Here is a 14,854-nt window from a genome sequence, read left to right as displayed (position 1 = left end):
GGCGGTGAACCAACATCATGTACGCCGAGGAGCGGCAGCAGGAGATCCTCCGCAGGGCGCGGGTGGCTGGCCGGGTCGACGTGGTGACGCTGGCCGACGATCTCGATGTGACCACCGAGACGATCCGCCGCGACCTCACCACCCTGGAGCGGGCCGGCGTGCTGCGCCGGGTGCACGGCGGGGCCATCCCCGTGGAACGGCTGGGCTTCGAGCCGGCGCTGTCCACCCGCGACGAGGTGATGACCGGGGAGAAGGAGCGCATCGCCAAGGCCGCGCTCGCCGAACTGCCCCAGGACGGCTCGGTGATCATCGACGCGGGCACCACCACGGGCCGTCTCGTGCAGGTGCTGCCCGCCGACCGCGAGCTGACCGTCGTCGTCAACTCGCCGCCGCTGGCCATCGCGCTCGCCTCCCGGGCCAACCTCAACGTGATCCTGCTCGGCGGCCGGCTGCGCGGGCGCACGCTGGCCACCGTGGACGACTGGGCGCTGCAGCCCCTGTCCCAGTTGCACGTGGACGTGGCGTTCATGGCCACGAACGGCTGCTCGGTCGCCAAGGGCCTGACCACCCCCGATCCGGCCGAGGCGGCCATCAAACGGGCCATGGTGCGGGCCGCGCAGCGCAGCGTGCTGCTGGCCGACCACACGAAGTTCACCAACACCTACCTGGCGAGGTTCGCCGAGCTGCGCGAGATCGACGTGGTGATCACCGACTCGGGTGTGGACCCGGCCCTGGCCGCCGACCTGGCGGCGGCGGGCCCCGAGGTGGTGCGGGCATGATCCTCACCCTCACGCTGAACCCGAGCCTCGACCGCACGATCGAGATCGCCGCGCTGGCCAGGGGCGCGGTGATCCGGGCCGCTGCCGCGCACCTCGACCCGGGCGGCAAGGGCGTGAACGTCTCACGCGCCCTGCTGGCCAACGACGTCGCCTCGCGGGCCGTCGTACCGTTCGGCGGCGACGAGGGCAGGCAGCTCGTCCGCCTGCTCGCCGGCGAGGGGCTCGACATGGTCACCGTGCCCGTCTCCGGGGCGACCAGGTCGAACGTCACGCTGGCCGAGCCCGACGGCACCGTCACCAAGATCAACGAACCGGGCACGGCGCTGTCGGCCGGCGAGCTCGACACGATCGCCGACGCGGTGCTGGCCGCCGCGCACGAGGCCGACTGGGTCGTGGCCTCGGGCAGCCTGCCGCCCGAGGTGCCCTCCGACGTCTACGCCCGGCTGTGCCGCCGCTTCGCCGGGGCGGGCATCCACGTCGCCGTCGACACCAGCGGCCCCGCCCTGGTCGCCGCCCTGCCGGCGGGGCCGGCCCTGGTCAAGCCGAACGCCGAGGAGCTGGCCGCCGCCACCGGCCTGCCGATCCGCACCGTCGGCGACGCGGTCGAGGCCGCGCTCAAGCTGCGTGCGGCGGGCGCCCGCACCGTGCTGGCCAGCCTCGGCGCCGACGGCGCCGTCCTCGTCGAGGACGGCGCCGTCTGGTACGGCGAGGCGGCGGTCGCGGAGCGGCGCAGCTCGGTCGGCGCGGGCGACGCCATGCTGGCCGGGTTCCTCGCGGGCGGCGCGAGCGGCGAGGCGGCCCTCGTCGAGGCGCTGGCCTGGGGAGCGGCGGCGGTCGGGCTGCCCGGCAGCCGCATGCCCGGCCCGGCCGACATCCACCGCGACGGCGTCCGCACCGGCCCGCCCGACCTCTCCCGCCCCCTCACCTCCGTCCCCGCCGAACCCCGCTCACCCAAGCACGTCTCCGGTGCCCCGGCCCCCACCGACGGCCGGTCCGCCGCCCCCTCCGAGCCCGGTCACCCCTCCACGGCTCCCTCCGGCACCACCCCCCTGCCCGAACCACCCACTCCGGAGCCCGCGCATCCCTGAAGGAGCACGTCCATGGCCGACACGTACACACCCCCGGTCTACGGAACCGGGGTCAAGGCCACCATCCAGCGGCTCGGCGGCCACCTGGCCGGCATGATCATGCCGAACATCGGCGCCTTCATCGCCTGGGGCCTGATCACCGCCCTGTTCATCCCGACCGGCTGGCTGCCGAACGAGCAGCTCGCCAAGATGGTCGGCCCCATCATCACGACCCTGCTCCCGGTCCTGATCGCCTACACCGGCGGCCGGATGGTCCACGGCCAGCGCGGCGCGGTGGTGGGCGCGGTGGCCGTGATGGGCGTCATCGTGGGGTCGGACATCCCCATGTTCCTGGGCGCCATGGTCATCGGCCCGCTGACGGCCCTGATCCTGAAATATGTGGACAAGTTCACGGAGCAGCGGACCAAGGCCGGCTTCGAGATGCTCGTGGACAACTTCACGGCCGGCATCGTCGGCGGTGCGATGGCCGTGGCCGGCATGTGGGGCATCGGCCCCGTCGTCAGGGCGATCACCGACACCGCGGGCGACGCCGTCGGATGGCTGATCACCCACAGCCTGCTGCCCCTCGCGTCGGTGCTCATCGAGCCCGCCAAGGTGCTGTTCCTCAACAACGCCATCAACCACGGCGTCCTCGGGCCGCTGGGTGTGGCCGAGGCGCTCAAGGACGGCAAGTCGATCCTGTTCATGCTGGAGTCGAACCCCGGGCCCGGACTGGGCCTGCTCCTGGCGTACATGATGTTCGGGCCGCGCCAGCTCCGTCCCAGCACCCCGCCCGCGATGATCATCCACTTCTTCGGCGGCATCCACGAGATCTACTTCCCGTACGTGCTGATGAAGCCCCGGCTCATCCTGGCCGTCATCGCGGGTGGCGCGGCCGGCGTGTTCACCTTCATGGTCACCGGCGCCGGGCTGGTGGCGACGCCGTCGCCGGGCAGCATCTTCGCCTACCTGGCGGTGACCCCGAAGGGCGGCTGGTTCGGCGTGATCCTCGGGATCCTCGTCGCGACGGCCGTGACGTTCGCCGTGGCCGCCGTCCTGCTCGGCTTCGGCCGCGGCGAGAAGGAGGAGCCCGCCGTCGATCCGGCGCCGTCCGCGGAGTCCGCGCAGGTCACCGAGGCCGGCACCCCCGTGCAGGACGCCCCCGTGCGGGACGCTTCCGCACAGCACGACCACGAGCAGGACGGCCGCGAGACGCGGGCCCGATCCGTACCCAAGGAGGCTTGACCCAGATGGCCGGCATCGACAGCAAGGACATCCGCAAGATCATCGTGGCCTGCGACGCGGGCATGGGCAGCAGCGTGATGCTGGCCAGCCAGTTGCGCAAGCAGCTCAGGGACACCGGCGTCACCGTGGAGCACACCCCGGTGAACTCCATCCCGGCCGACGCCGACGTGGTGCTCTGCCACGCCGGCCTGGCCGCCCGCGCCCGGGCCGCGGCCCCGGACAAGGTGCTGGTGCCGTTCCAGATCTTCCTGGGCGACCCGGCCGTGACACGGCTCGTCGACGCGATCAAGAAGGGCGGCACCGTGCATGCCTGACCAGCCGGCCGACGCGGCGGCCATGCGCCCCGACCTGCTCGACCCGCGCGCCGTGCTGCTGCACGAGAGCGCCGCCGACCGCGCCGAGGCGATCCGCCGCTGCGGGCGCGTCCTGGTGGACGTGGGCGCGGTCGCCGAGTCGTACATCGACGCCATGATGGAGCGCGAGCGGTCGATCTCCACGTACGTCGGCGAGGGGGTGGCCATCCCGCACGGGACGGCCGCCGCCAAGGAGGTCGTCCGGCGCGACGCGATCTGCGTCGTGCGCTTCCCCGGCGGCGTCGACTGGGGCGGCGAGCGGGTGACGCTGTGCGTCGGCATCGCCGCCAAGGGCGACGGGCACGTGCCGCTGCTCGCGGCCCTCGCCGACATCCTGCTCGACCCCGAACGTGCCAGGACCCTGCGCGAGGCGACAGAGGTCCACCAAGTGATCAAGGAGCTGACGTGAAGGTCGCCCGATTCCACGCCCCCGGCGACATCCGCGTGGAGGACGCGCCGGAGCCGGTGGCCGGCCCAGGCGAGCTGAAGATCCGGGTCCGCAACTGCTCGACGTGCGGCACCGACGCGAAGATCTTCAAGTTCGGCCACCACCACATCCGCCCGCCGCGGGTGATGGGCCACGAGATCGCCGGCGAGGTGGTCGAGACCGGCGAACGCGTCCAGGTGATCGCCGCCATCCCGTGCGGCACCTGCGAGGAGTGCCGGCGCGGCCGGCTGACCGTCTGCCCGAACCAGGAGTCGATGGGCTACCACTACGACGGCGGCTTCGCCGAGTACATGATCGTCCCGGCCAAGGTGCTCGCCGTCGACGGCGTCAACGCCATCCCGGACGGCGTCGGGTTCGCCGAGGCGTCGGTGGCCGAGCCGCTCGCGTGCGTGCTGAACGGGCAGTCGCTGGCGGGCGTCGGCCCGGGCGACGACGTGGTGGTCATGGGCGCCGGCCCGATCGGCTGCCTGCACGTGCGGCTGGCGCGGGCGCGCGGCGCCGCCCGGGTGTTCCTGGTGGATGTCAACGCCGAACGGCTGACGATGGCGGCCGAGTTGGTCACGCCGGACGCCGTGATCGACTCCGACCCGGTGGAGCAGGTGCTCAAGCTCACCGGCGGCCGCGGCGCCGACGTGGTGATCACCGCGGCGGCCTCGGGCGCCGCGCAGGAGCAGGCCGTACGGATGGCGGCCCGGCAGGGGCGGATCAGCTTCTTCGGCGGGCTGCCCAAGGACGACCCGATCATCCGGCTGGACTCCAACCTGGTGCACTACCGCGAGCTGACGATCGTCGGCGCGAACGGCTCCAGCCCGGCGCACAACGCCGAGGCCCTCCGCCTGATCGCGGACGGCCGGGTGCCGGTGGCGGATCTCATCACCCACCGGCTGCCGCTCACCCAGGTGCTCGACGGGATCGACCTCGTCAGTCGGGGCGCGGCCATCAAGGTCACGATCGAGCCCTGAGGAGGCTTCGTCATGGGTCTGGTACACCGAACGGTGATCGTGGCCTCGGCCAGCGGCCTGCACGCCCGTCCCGCCAAACTGTTCGTGCAGGAGGCCGTGCGGCTGGGCGTGCCGGTGCGGATCCGCGCCGGCGAGCGGACCGTCCCGGCCACCAGCATGCTCGGGGTGCTGTCGCTGGGCGCCTCCCGGGGTACGGAGGTGACACTGGAGTCGGACGCGCCCGGCGCGGAGGAGGCGCTGGACGCGCTGGCCGCACTGCTCGCACGCGACCTCGACGCGGAGGAGACCCTTGATGCCTGACCCGGCCCGCCCGCCCCGGCAGCGTCTGAGCGGTCTGGGCGTCAGCCCGGGCCGCTCGGCCGGCCCGCTCGTCCGCATGGCCGGCCCGCCCGCGCTGCCCGCGGCCCGGCCGGTCACCGACCCGGCCGCGGAGGTGGCGACGATCGCCAAGGCGCTGGAGGCGGTGGCGGCCGACCTGCGGCGCCGCGCCGAGGGGACCTCCGACACCACCGCGGCGGAGGTGCTCGACGCGCTGGCCATGATGGCCGAGGACCCGATGCTGCGCGAGGACGCCGAACGGCACGCCCAGGACGGCCTCGACGCCCCCCACGCCCTGGACGCGGCGTTCGGCGCCCACCGCGAGACGCTCGCGGCGCTCGGCGGCTACCTGGCCGAACGGGCCGCCGACCTGGACGATCTGAAGTACCGGGCGGTGGCCGCCGCCCTGGGCCTGCCCATGCCGGGCATCCCCTCCCCCGGCCACCCGTACGTGCTCGTCGCCGAGGACCTGTCCCCCGCCGACACGGCGGGACTCGGCGCGGAGGTGCTGGCGCTGGTGACGGAGCGGGGCGGCCCGACCAGCCACACCGCGATCCTGGCGCGCAGCCGGGGGCTGCCCGCGGTGGTCGCCTGCCGCGGCGTCCTCGACGTGCCGGACGGCACCGTCGTCGCCGTTGACGGCCGCACCGGCGACGTCACCGTCGGCCTGACCCCGCAGGACGCTGCGGACGTCGTCGAACGCGACCGCCGCGAACGCGACCGGCTCGCGGGCAGCAAGGGGCCCGGCCGGACCGCGGACGGCCACCCAGTCAAGCTGCTGCTCAACATCGGCTCGGCCGCCGACCTCGGGCCGGACGCCGCCGACGCCGAGGGGGTGGGGCTGTTCCGCACCGAGTTCCTGTACCTGAACCGCAGGCAGCCGCCGTCCTTCGAGGAGCAGGTGGCGGCCTATGCGGAGGTGTTCGCCCGGACGCCCCTGGTGGTGGTGCGGACGCTCGACGCGGGCACGGACAAGCCCCTCCCCTTCCTGGGTCTCCCGCCGGAGCCGAACCCCGCTCTCGGCATCCGCGGCCTGCGCGTGGACCGGGTGCTGCCCGGCGTCCTGGACACGCAGCTCGACGCCATCGCCGAGGCGGCCCGCACCACGGGCGGCACGCCGTGGGTGATGGCCCCCATGGTGACCACCGTCGCCGAGGCCGCCGACTTCGCCCGTCGCGCCCGCTCCCGCGGACTCACCCAGGTCGGCGCCATGATCGAGGTGCCGGCCGCCGCCCTGCAGGCCGAGGAGCTGCTGGCGGAGCTCGACTTCCTCAGCATCGGCACCAACGACCTCAGCCAGTACACCTTCGCCGCCGACCGCCAGCACCCGGGCCTCGCCGACCTCCTGGACCCGCGCCAGCCGGCGCTGCTGAAGCTCATCGCCCTGTGCACGGAGGCCGGCCACGCGGCGGGCAAGCCGGTCGGCGTGTGCGGCGAGGCGGCCGGCGACCCGCTGCTGGCCCCGCTGCTGGTGGGCTTGGGCGTGACGAGCCTGTCCATGGCCCCGGTCTGCGTACCGGCCGTACGGGACGAGCTGTCCCGCCACACCCTGGAGGAGTGTCGCCGCCTGGCCTCACCGTGAAGCCGCCTCGCGCGCAGCGCCGACGACCCCCGTACATCACGGCCTGCGCGCGAGCACGAGGTAGTCGAGCCTGCGGTGCCGGAGCAGCCGGACCGGCAAGGCGTGTGTGATATCTTCGGCGACGCCGTGCAGCACTACGACTGGAGGAGGTGAGACCGATCAACGCTGTGATGACAGATCGGGGCTCCCTCCCGTGCATGGTCTAGGGAGCGCCCGCACAAGGCACCCCCGAAAGGCTTCGAAACGCCATGCGCTTCAGCTTGACCTCCCAGACGTCGACCGACGGCGTCACCGAACAGTCCTTCACCCTCGGCGAGATCACCGGCGTGCTGTTCACGCCGCAAGGCGCCACCGGTCCCCGCCCGCTGATCCTGATGGGACACGGCGGCGGTCAGCACAAGAAGGCCCCCGCCGTCCTCGCCGGCGCGCACCGGTTCGCCGCCGAGGGGGGTTTCGCCGTCGCCGCGATCGATGCCCCCAACCACGGCGACCGGCCGAAAGATGAGCAGTTCCTCCAGTTCGCGGGCGCCATGCGGGCCCGCATGGCCGCCGGAGAGGATCCGGCCGGGCTGGTCGCGGCCATGCACGACCTGCTGGCCGGGCAGGCCGTCGCCGACTGGCAGGCCGTCCTGACCGCGGTGCAGGAACTCGGCCACGTGGGCGCCGGCCCGGTCGGCTATTGGGGGGTGTCGATGGGCTGCGGGCTCGGTGTGCCGCTGCTCGCCGCCGAACCCCGGATCCGCGCCGCGGTGCTGGGCCTGCTCGGCGTGCACACGCTGGCCGCACCCGCCGCCCGGGTCACCGTGCCGGTGCAGTTCCTGCTCCAGTGGGACGATACGCGGGTGCCCAGGGACCAGGCCTTGGCGCTGTTCGACGCCCTGGGCTCGACCGACAAGACGCTGCACGCCAACCCCGGCGACCACGGGGGAATCCCCGCGTTCGAGACCGACAACGCGCTGCGGTTCTTCGCCCGGCACCTCGGCCGGAAACTCCTGAAAGAGTGATCTCAAGGAGTGAGGACGAGGCGACCGCGGAGGCCGCCTCCGGCGAGGCGCCGGTGGGCGGTGGCGACCTGGTCGATGGGCATGGTCCCGGCTACGCGTAGGGTGAGGGAGCCTGCTTCGACCAGGGCGGCGAGCCTGGAGAGGAGGGCGCCGTCGGCGCGGATCCAGTGGTTGAAGACCCGGATGCCGCGCAGCGGAATCGGCGCTCCTCCCGCCACCAGCGCGGCGAAGGCGCCCCCCGACCGCACCGCGTCGAGGGCGGCCGCTCCGACCACGGCAGCGTCCAGTGCCGCGTGCACACCGCCCGGAACGAGGGAACGGACCGCCTCGCCCAGCCGTGCCGTGCGTGGCACGAACAGTTCGGCGCCGAGCCCGCGGACGAGCGGTTCGTCATCGGCTCCGGCGACCGCGACCACCCGGAGCCCGCGCGCGACGGCCAGTTGGATCGCGAAGCCGCCGACGGCACCGGCCGCCCCGGTCACCAGCAGCGTCTGCCCGGGGTTCAGGTCGAGTCCGTCGAGCGCTTGCGCGGCGGTGAGACCGTTCAGGGGCAGCGTGGCGGCTGGTGCGGGTGAGACGCCCGCAGGCGCGGCTGTGACCGCATCCGCGTCGAGCACGACATGTTCGGCCTGGGTGCCGATCGGCACGTCCAGCCGGTCGGACAGGCCGATCACCTGGTCCCCGCGCTTGATGCCGGTGACCCCTGGGCCCGTCTGTTCGACGGTTCCCGCGACATCCCACCCGATGCCGATCACGTCCCGCGCCGGCAGCAAGCCCGCCTCGGTGAGCGCACCGGACCGAGTGGCCAGATCGACCGGGTTTACCGTCGCTGCCTCCACCCGGATGCGGACCTGCCCTTGTGCCGCAACCGGCATCGGCACGTCCGCGATCTGCAGAACCTCGGGTCCGCCGAAAGCACGGACGACAACTGCGCGCATGAGATCTCCTCGTCGTTCCGCAAGGATTCAGAACTTGAGGAACAACCGTATGGAGAGCTACTCTCTCACGGGAAGTACGCACTTCAAGGTGCCTATCGTACGGACAGGAGCGCGATGACGACCCGCACCACCGCTCAGCAGCGCGAGCAGGCGCGCATCGCCTACGACGCCTACCTCGCGACCTGCCCGGCCCGGCAACTCCTCGACCGGATCAGCGACAAATGGGTGAGTCTCCTGCTCACCGCGCTCGCCGACGGCCCGCAGCGCTACAGCGGTCTGTCCCGTACCATCGCCGGTGTCAGTCAGAAGATGCTCACCCAGACCCTGCGCACCTTGGAACGCGACGGCCTGATATCCCGCTCCGTCACGCCTTCGGTCCCGGTTCGGGTCGATTACTCCCTCACCTCGCTGGGCGTCAGCCTGCTGCCCGTGATGCAGGCCATCAAGGACTGGGCCGAGACCCACATCGAACAGGTCGCCGCCGCCCGCGACACCTACGACAGCCGCTCCACCTCCCCGGACGCTGTTGCTCAGAGCACCGAACGCAACGAGGCGAGTCGACAGATCAGGCGCGCCTGACCTGATGCGGGAAGAGTCCACTACAGCGCGGGAGAACTCGAGGGCGTCGGCGGCGGCAGCCCACCTGGCAGGACCGCGCGCAGGCGCTGCCAACAGTCTTGCGAGGGACTTCGGGATCCGTCAGGGCACCGGCAGACCGCGCTCCCGTGTCCGCCGCCCGCGAACGCGTGCCACGGCCGACAGGAGCAGCCAGACCAGCAAGGCCAGCACCCCGACCAGGGCGTACTCGATCAGGGGGATCCTGACCACCTCACCGAGGGCGGCCCCCACCTCGCCGCGCAGCGCGTACACGACCACCACCGCGCCCACGTAGGCGGCGGCGAGCATCCACCGCACCCCGGCGGACAGCCCCAGCCCGTGCATCTGGGTGAGGACGAAGACCCCGAGGAAGCCGAACAGGAACATCGGCCACGCCCCGTCCGGCCCCGACGTCATCACCGCCACCAGCGTGCCGTGCACCGCGACCGTCAACTCCAGGCTGACCGTCCACCAGCGCGCGGTGTGCGCCCTGGTCAGGAACAGGCTGCCCTGCAGCAGCAGGAGGAACATGTAGAAGAAGCCGATGAGGTGGCCACTGGTCGCCTCCATCGGGTGGTACCAGAAGGTGTAGACCGCGGCCCAGCTGAAGAGGTAGCCGTGGTAGCGCCGGGCGGCGTCGACCACCTGCCGGCCGAGCGGCAGCGGCTTGCCGGCGAACATCCCGCGCCGCCGGTTCTCCATCAGCAGCACGACGACCAGCAGCAGCACCACCGAGCCCTGCGAGCTGAAGATCGACACGTCCTGGGCGAGCCCGTCGTAGAACAGGTGCGTCTGCACCGTGTGCAGCGCGATGAACCCGGCGTTGACCGCCAGCGCGACGACGTTGACCGGGTGCAGCCCGGTGGCGTAGCGGCGGACCCGGGTCTGCGCGTAGTAGATCAGCCCCCAGAACGCCACCTGGTGCGCCGCGTACCCCGCCCAGGCCGTCAGCCGGGTCCACAACGTCGGCTCGGGCAGCTTCCAGTAGTACCAGGAGGCGCCCTGGTCGGGCAGCAACTCGATGCCCGCCAGCCGCCGGCCGAGCAGCCACACCATCCCGGTCAGCAGGGCACTGGCGGCCACGCCGAGGGCGAGCGTCCGCGCCGGGGTCAGCGTCCGCGTCCACGCAAGTCTTTCCATGATGGAACATTTCTAGCATGGAACAATAGACCTGCTCACCCGCGCCGGGACGAGGAGGAACGTGACGCAGGACGCCCCGCCCCCGACCGCCTACGAGCTGATGGTCGCGATACGCCGGCTCAACATGGAGAGCGACCGGTTCATCGAACGGTTCGCCGTCCTGCACGGCCTGCACCGCACCGACCTGAACGCCCTGGTGGTCATCCTCGACGCCGCCAACGCCGGCCGCCACCCCACCCCCGGCGAGCTGGGCGCCGCACTCAACCTCAGCCCACCGGCCACCAGCGCCCTCGTCAACCGGCTCGAACAGGCCGGCCACGTCGAACGCCGCCGCAGCACCACGGACCGCCGCAAGATCGAGATCGCCGTGAACGAGCCCGCCGTCCGCCTGGCCGGCCGCTTCTTCGCCCCCCTCGGCCGCCACCTGACGGCCGCCATCGACGAGTTCACCCCGGACGAACGCGAGATCATCGCCCGCTTCCTGACCCGCGCCATCACCGCCACCACCACCGCCGTCCAGGAAACGACCACCTGACAGCCGACGACACCACGGTGCCGGCCGCACCCTTGCCCCCTGCGGGCACAGCGGGGTATCTGCTGCGCGAGGTTCAGTCCCGTACCTCTACCTCTCCGAAGATCCGGCTGGAGGGTGCGGACCGTAAGAAGAACGGGGTCTGTCGCGGATTCGGTGGTGACGGATTCCGCGGCCTCGACCAGGACCGCGACGCCGTCCGCGCGGCCGTCACCGTGCCCCTCCACAACAGCGGCACAGAAGGCGTGAACACCAGGAGCAAGCGGATCATGCGCCAGATGCCCGGCCGGGCCGGCTTCGCGCTGCTCCACCGCATTCATCGGGTAAGGCGGCCTGGGTGACTGCGAGGAAGGTCAGGGCGAGCGTGATCCTCGAAATCGAGCCCGACCGGGCCGAGCAGATCCGCGCCATCCTCGACCGTCCTGACGGGGTGGGCGGTCCATCACCTCCTCGGTGAGCCGCCAGCCGAGCCGGGTGAGGGCGGCCGCGGTGATCAACTCGGGCACGAGGCGTGCACGGAAGCATTCCCTCGCCGACCGCGATCACGCTTCCTACCGCGATGAGCAACCACAACACGCCGAAGCCGATGATCAGCATCTTTCAGGTGAGGCGCCGCGCCCGCTTGAGATCGTCCATTTGCCGCACGCGCACCACGTCGCCGAGCTTGACCCGGGCGCCCGTCCGCAGCACCGCCCGCTGGTACACCTTGGCGCCGAAGGCCAGCGCCGCGAGCACCGCCGCCACCATCGCCGCGATCGAGAGCCCCGCCTGCCACAGCGGCACCTCGGTCGCGGCCACCCGTACCGCCATGACCATCGAGGAGAACGGCGGCACGTACGACATGACCGTGGCCAGCGTGCCGGTGGGCTCGTCAGTGGCGCAGAAGGCCACGAAGCACGTGACCAAGACGGTCATGACCGGTGGCGTCAGCACGGTGTCCACCTCCTCCTGGCGCGAGACCAGCGAGGCGAACGAGGCCGAAAGGGTGGCGAAGAAGGCGTACCCGAGGACGAACCAGACCAGCACCCCGGCCACCAGGCCAGGAACGCCGGGCGGGAATGCGGGCCGACGACGAACGCCTTCGTGCGGATCTGCGTCACGATCTCGCGACGGGCGACCAGCATCAATCCGTTCACGCCACGGCCTCCTTGAAGATCTCGGTGAGTGTCGGCTGCTCGTGGCCGAAGTGCTCGACATGCACCGCTCCTGCAGAGCGGCGGCCAGCGCGTCCACCGCGATCGGGTCGAGCCCGGAGAACGGCTCGTCCAGCACCAGCACCTCGGGGTCGTGCACCAGCTGCACGCGCTGCCGGTTGCCCAGCGAGAGCGCCTGCACCGGGTCGTTCCTGCGCTCGGCCACACCCAGCCGCTTCATAAGGTCCTCGGTGGCCTTCTTGGCGGCCGCGGCGCTCATCCCGTGCAGGCGGCCCGAAGTATTCGATCTGCTCGGCGACCCACATCTTCTGGTAGAGGCCACGTTCTTCCGGCATGTAGCCGAAGCGGCGCCGGTCGTCGTAGCCGAGCTGGCGGCCCTGCCGGCTCACCGAGCCGGAATCGGCCTGGAGCACACCCATCACGATGCGCATGGTCGTCGTCTTGCCCGCGCCGTTCGCGCCGACGAACCCGAACATCTCCCCCGGCCGTACGAAGAAACTGATCCCATCCAGGGCGAGCTTGCCGTCGGGAGCGTCGGGGCCGCCCGCGAAGCGCTTGCGGAGCTCGCTGATCTCGATCATCAGGTCCTCTCCTTCGCTATGGGTCAATCGTGGCTTCCGAGCCGTTCGCCCTGGTAGTCATGGAAATCATGTGCTCGATGGTGCGGGGCCGGGCCGTGCTTCGATCGACGTGGTCAAGTGATCTCCTCCGAGAGCCGGCGGTGAGAGCCGCCGGGATCCGTCGTGTCAGCCGACTTCGCTCGCCGCCGACCTGGCAGCCTCGACGCTCTTGCGCAATGCGGTCGCGATCGGCTCGACGGGCACGGACAGCTGCTGGATCCGGTCCCGGCGCAGACGCCTCTCCCGCCAGGAGGGAACCACCGTCTTGAGCCGGGCCGCCGTGGCCAGCGCCGCCAGGACGCGGACGTCCTCGTCCAGGCGCCCGACCGGCTGGCCGCCGCGGATGGCCCGGCCGACACGCTCGGCCAGCCTGCGCGACAGGTACGCCTTGCGCGGCGTGATCCGCTCGAGTGGGAACAGCAGGATCCGGCGCCGCTCCACGCTGATCATCCGGGCGGCCTCCAGCTCGTCGCGTACCACGCGGACCGCCTTGCCGTGGTCCTTCTGCACCCACCGCCGCCACGAGCGGGGCGGCGAGTTCGAGATCTGCTCCCAGACCACGGCCCGCAGGGAACCCGGCTCGGCGGCCGGGGCGGTGAGAGCTCGCGCCTTGCCCGACTCGTCCGCCAGGTTGCCCGCCAGCAGCAGCTCGGCGAGGGTGGCCGCGCGCAGCAGGTAGCCCAGCTCCCCCCGCTGGGTCAGCTTCTCCTTCCGCAGGTCGAAGGCCAGCAGGAAGGCCGATCGGGTCAGTGACTCACCCTGCTTCACTTGCGTCTCCATCCGCCCGCTCCTCTTCTTCGTCCTGATCTGTGTCGTCCCCTGTGCCGTCCTGCGGCGCCTTCCTCGGCCGTCCGCGTGGGCGCATCCGCCCAACCCCGTCGGGCAGGCGTCCGGCCTCGGACAGGGCCCTGCGCAGCAGGAACTCGATCTGGGAGTTCGTGCTGCGCAGCTCGTCGGACGCCCACCTGGCCAGCGCGTCGTGAACCACCGGGTCAAGCCGCAGCAGGATCTTCTTCCGCTCCACGGTGATTACTGGTAGAGCGTGCCCGTGTTGACCACGGGCTGGGTGTCGCGGTCACCGACCAGCACCACGAGCAGGTTGCTCACCATGGCCGCCTTGCGCTCCTCGTCCAGCTCGACCACGTCGTGCTCGGCGAGCCTGGCCAGGGCCATCTCCACCATGCCGACCGCCCCCTCGACGATCCGCTGCCGCGCCGCCACCACCGCGCCCGCCTGCTGGCGGCGCAGCATGGCGTGGGCGATCTCGGGCGCGTACGCCAGGTGGATGATGCGGGACTCGATGACCTTCACCCCGGCGGACGACACCCTGGCCGCGATCTCCGTGGACAGCCGCTCGTTGATCTCGTCGGCGTTGTCCCGCAGGGACAGCCTGGGCTCGCCGTGCGCGTCATACGGATAGCTGCCCGCGATGTGCCGCACGGCCGTCTCCGCCTGGATGGCCACGAACTCCACGAAGTCGTCCACCTCGAAGACCGCCTGCGCGGTGTCCTGCACCTGCCAGACCACCACGGTCGCGATCTGGATCGGGTTGCCGTCCGCGTCGTTGACCTTCGTCACGTCCGTCTCGTGGTTGCGGATCCTCGTGGACACCCGCCGGCGCACCGTGATCGGGTTGACCCACTGGAAGCCGGGGGTGCGCAGGGTGCCGACGTACCGGCCGAGCAACTGCACCACCCTGGCCTCGCCCGGCGCCACCGCGGTGAGGCCGAAGTACATGAAGGACCCGAGCAGGATCATCAGGCCGCTCACGATGACCACCCACATGCCGCCCTGCCCGGCTCCCGAGGCGAGGCTGACGATTCCCACGACGAGCAGCGCGATCCCGGCCAGGTCCAGCGCCGTCGCCACCCCCAGCATCACGAACCCGTTGGCCGCCCGCACCGGATGCTCGCCCGTGTGCGGTGCGGGCATGTCCACGACGGCGGCCTCAAGTGCGGCCTCGCCCGATGTGTTCGCCATCGTCCGTCCCTTCTCCGTGACTTCGCCTTGATAGCAAAGTGATATCACTTTTTCAGTGACTGTGGAAGGCGGGTTCACCGGGCCCTCCGCTCGGGTCGGTGCGATGAGCCACAAAGTAGGCGTGTTGCCGCAGGC

Annotated in this window: 18 protein-coding genes; 11 read left to right on the top strand and 7 right to left on the bottom strand. The window is 71.8% G+C overall.

Annotation, left to right across the window (positions count from 1 at the left end; genetic code table 11):
- The first annotated feature begins 17 nt into the window (after positions 1–17).
- The 9 genes from FHU36_RS16475 to FHU36_RS16435 all read left to right on the top strand — a co-directional run bounded on the left by FHU36_RS16475 (position 18) and on the right by FHU36_RS16435 (position 7,758).
- Complete coding sequence (locus FHU36_RS16475) at positions 18–779, top strand: DeoR/GlpR family DNA-binding transcription regulator (protein WP_185084882.1); 762 nt, start codon at positions 18–20, stop codon at positions 777–779.
- Positions 776–1,867, top strand: a complete 1,092-nt coding sequence (gene pfkB, locus FHU36_RS16470; protein ID WP_185084881.1) for a 1-phosphofructokinase — start codon at positions 776–778, stop codon at positions 1,865–1,867. Before FHU36_RS16475 ends, pfkB begins: the two co-directional genes overlap by 4 nt.
- Before the next feature lie 12 nt (positions 1,868–1,879).
- A complete protein-coding gene (gene mtlA / locus FHU36_RS16465) occupies positions 1,880–3,091 on the top strand; it encodes a mannitol-specific PTS transporter subunit IIC (RefSeq protein ID WP_185084880.1) in 1,212 nt (403 codons plus the stop codon).
- A gap of 5 nt (positions 3,092–3,096) precedes the next feature.
- Complete coding sequence (locus FHU36_RS16460) at positions 3,097–3,405, top strand: PTS sugar transporter subunit IIBC family protein (RefSeq protein WP_185087393.1); 309 nt, start codon at positions 3,097–3,099, stop codon at positions 3,403–3,405.
- Positions 3,398–3,853: a PTS mannitol transporter subunit IIA gene (locus tag FHU36_RS16455; protein WP_312891643.1), complete on the top strand. Its 456-nt coding sequence runs from the start codon at positions 3,398–3,400 to the stop codon at positions 3,851–3,853. Before FHU36_RS16460 ends, FHU36_RS16455 begins: the two co-directional genes overlap by 8 nt.
- Complete coding sequence (locus FHU36_RS16450; protein ID WP_185084879.1) at positions 3,850–4,854, top strand: zinc-dependent dehydrogenase; 1,005 nt, start codon at positions 3,850–3,852, stop codon at positions 4,852–4,854. The genes FHU36_RS16455 and FHU36_RS16450 overlap by 4 nt, the downstream gene beginning before the upstream one ends.
- Before the next feature lie 12 nt (positions 4,855–4,866).
- Positions 4,867–5,154, top strand: coding sequence for an HPr family phosphocarrier protein (locus FHU36_RS16445; protein WP_312891642.1), 288 nt, complete (start codon positions 4,867–4,869; stop codon positions 5,152–5,154).
- On the top strand, positions 5,147–6,754 hold the full coding sequence (ptsP, locus tag FHU36_RS16440) for a phosphoenolpyruvate--protein phosphotransferase (RefSeq protein WP_185084878.1): 1,608 nt from the start codon (positions 5,147–5,149) through the stop codon (positions 6,752–6,754). The genes FHU36_RS16445 and ptsP overlap by 8 nt, the downstream gene beginning before the upstream one ends.
- A 248-nt stretch (positions 6,755–7,002) precedes the next feature.
- Positions 7,003–7,758 carry a dienelactone hydrolase family protein gene (locus FHU36_RS16435; protein ID WP_185084877.1) on the top strand — a complete coding sequence of 252 codons (756 nt, stop codon included), beginning with the start codon at positions 7,003–7,005 and terminating at the stop codon, positions 7,756–7,758.
- Between the two features lie 2 nt (positions 7,759–7,760).
- Here the strand turns inward: FHU36_RS16435 and FHU36_RS16430 are convergent, their stop codons facing one another.
- Positions 7,761–8,696, bottom strand: coding sequence for an NADP-dependent oxidoreductase (locus tag FHU36_RS16430; RefSeq protein WP_185084876.1), 936 nt, complete (start codon positions 8,694–8,696; stop codon positions 7,761–7,763).
- A 114-nt stretch (positions 8,697–8,810) separates the two neighbouring features.
- On the opposite strand from FHU36_RS16430, the gene FHU36_RS16425 reads away from it, so the two are divergent.
- Entirely contained in the window at positions 8,811–9,275 is a 465-nt protein-coding gene (locus tag FHU36_RS16425) for a winged helix-turn-helix transcriptional regulator (protein ID WP_185084875.1), read from the top strand.
- Positions 9,276–9,395: 120 nt separating this feature from the next.
- Here the strand turns inward: FHU36_RS16425 and FHU36_RS16420 are convergent, their stop codons facing one another.
- Positions 9,396–10,433, bottom strand: coding sequence for a hypothetical protein (locus tag FHU36_RS16420; protein ID WP_185084874.1), 1,038 nt, complete (start codon positions 10,431–10,433; stop codon positions 9,396–9,398).
- A 61-nt stretch (positions 10,434–10,494) separates the two neighbouring features.
- On the opposite strand from FHU36_RS16420, the gene FHU36_RS16415 reads away from it, so the two are divergent.
- Positions 10,495–10,968 (top strand): MarR family winged helix-turn-helix transcriptional regulator, encoded by a 474-nt coding sequence (locus FHU36_RS16415; protein ID WP_221496385.1) that lies wholly within the window; start codon positions 10,495–10,497, stop codon positions 10,966–10,968.
- A gap of 597 nt (positions 10,969–11,565) precedes the next feature.
- On the opposite strand, the gene FHU36_RS16410 is transcribed toward FHU36_RS16415, so the two are convergent.
- From FHU36_RS16410 to FHU36_RS16390, 5 genes are all read right to left on the bottom strand, one after another.
- On the bottom strand, positions 11,566–12,000 hold the full coding sequence (locus FHU36_RS16410) for an ABC transporter permease (protein WP_312891641.1): 435 nt from the start codon (positions 11,998–12,000) through the stop codon (positions 11,566–11,568).
- Positions 12,001–12,097: 97 nt separating this feature from the next.
- The gene (locus FHU36_RS16405; protein WP_246502469.1) at positions 12,098–12,700 is read right to left on the bottom strand and encodes an ATP-binding cassette domain-containing protein; all 603 of its coding nucleotides are present in this window, start codon (positions 12,698–12,700) and stop codon (positions 12,098–12,100) included.
- A 165-nt stretch (positions 12,701–12,865) separates the two neighbouring features.
- A complete protein-coding gene (locus FHU36_RS16400) occupies positions 12,866–13,519 on the bottom strand; it encodes a GPP34 family phosphoprotein (protein WP_185084873.1) in 654 nt (217 codons plus the stop codon).
- Entirely contained in the window at positions 13,494–13,763 is a 270-nt protein-coding gene (locus FHU36_RS16395; RefSeq protein WP_376774146.1) for a type II toxin-antitoxin system antitoxin, read from the bottom strand. The genes FHU36_RS16400 and FHU36_RS16395 overlap by 26 nt, the downstream gene beginning before the upstream one ends.
- A gap of 5 nt (positions 13,764–13,768) precedes the next feature.
- On the bottom strand, positions 13,769–14,719 hold the full coding sequence (locus FHU36_RS16390) for an SPFH domain-containing protein (protein WP_185084872.1): 951 nt from the start codon (positions 14,717–14,719) through the stop codon (positions 13,769–13,771).
- Between the last annotated feature and the right edge of the window lie 135 nt (positions 14,720–14,854).

The sequence above is a fragment of the Nonomuraea muscovyensis genome, assembly GCF_014207745.1.
In the GTDB taxonomy this organism is placed as follows: Bacteria; Actinomycetota; Actinomycetes; order Streptosporangiales; family Streptosporangiaceae; genus Nonomuraea; species Nonomuraea muscovyensis.
This window is presented reverse-complemented; position numbering and strand designations above follow the sequence as displayed.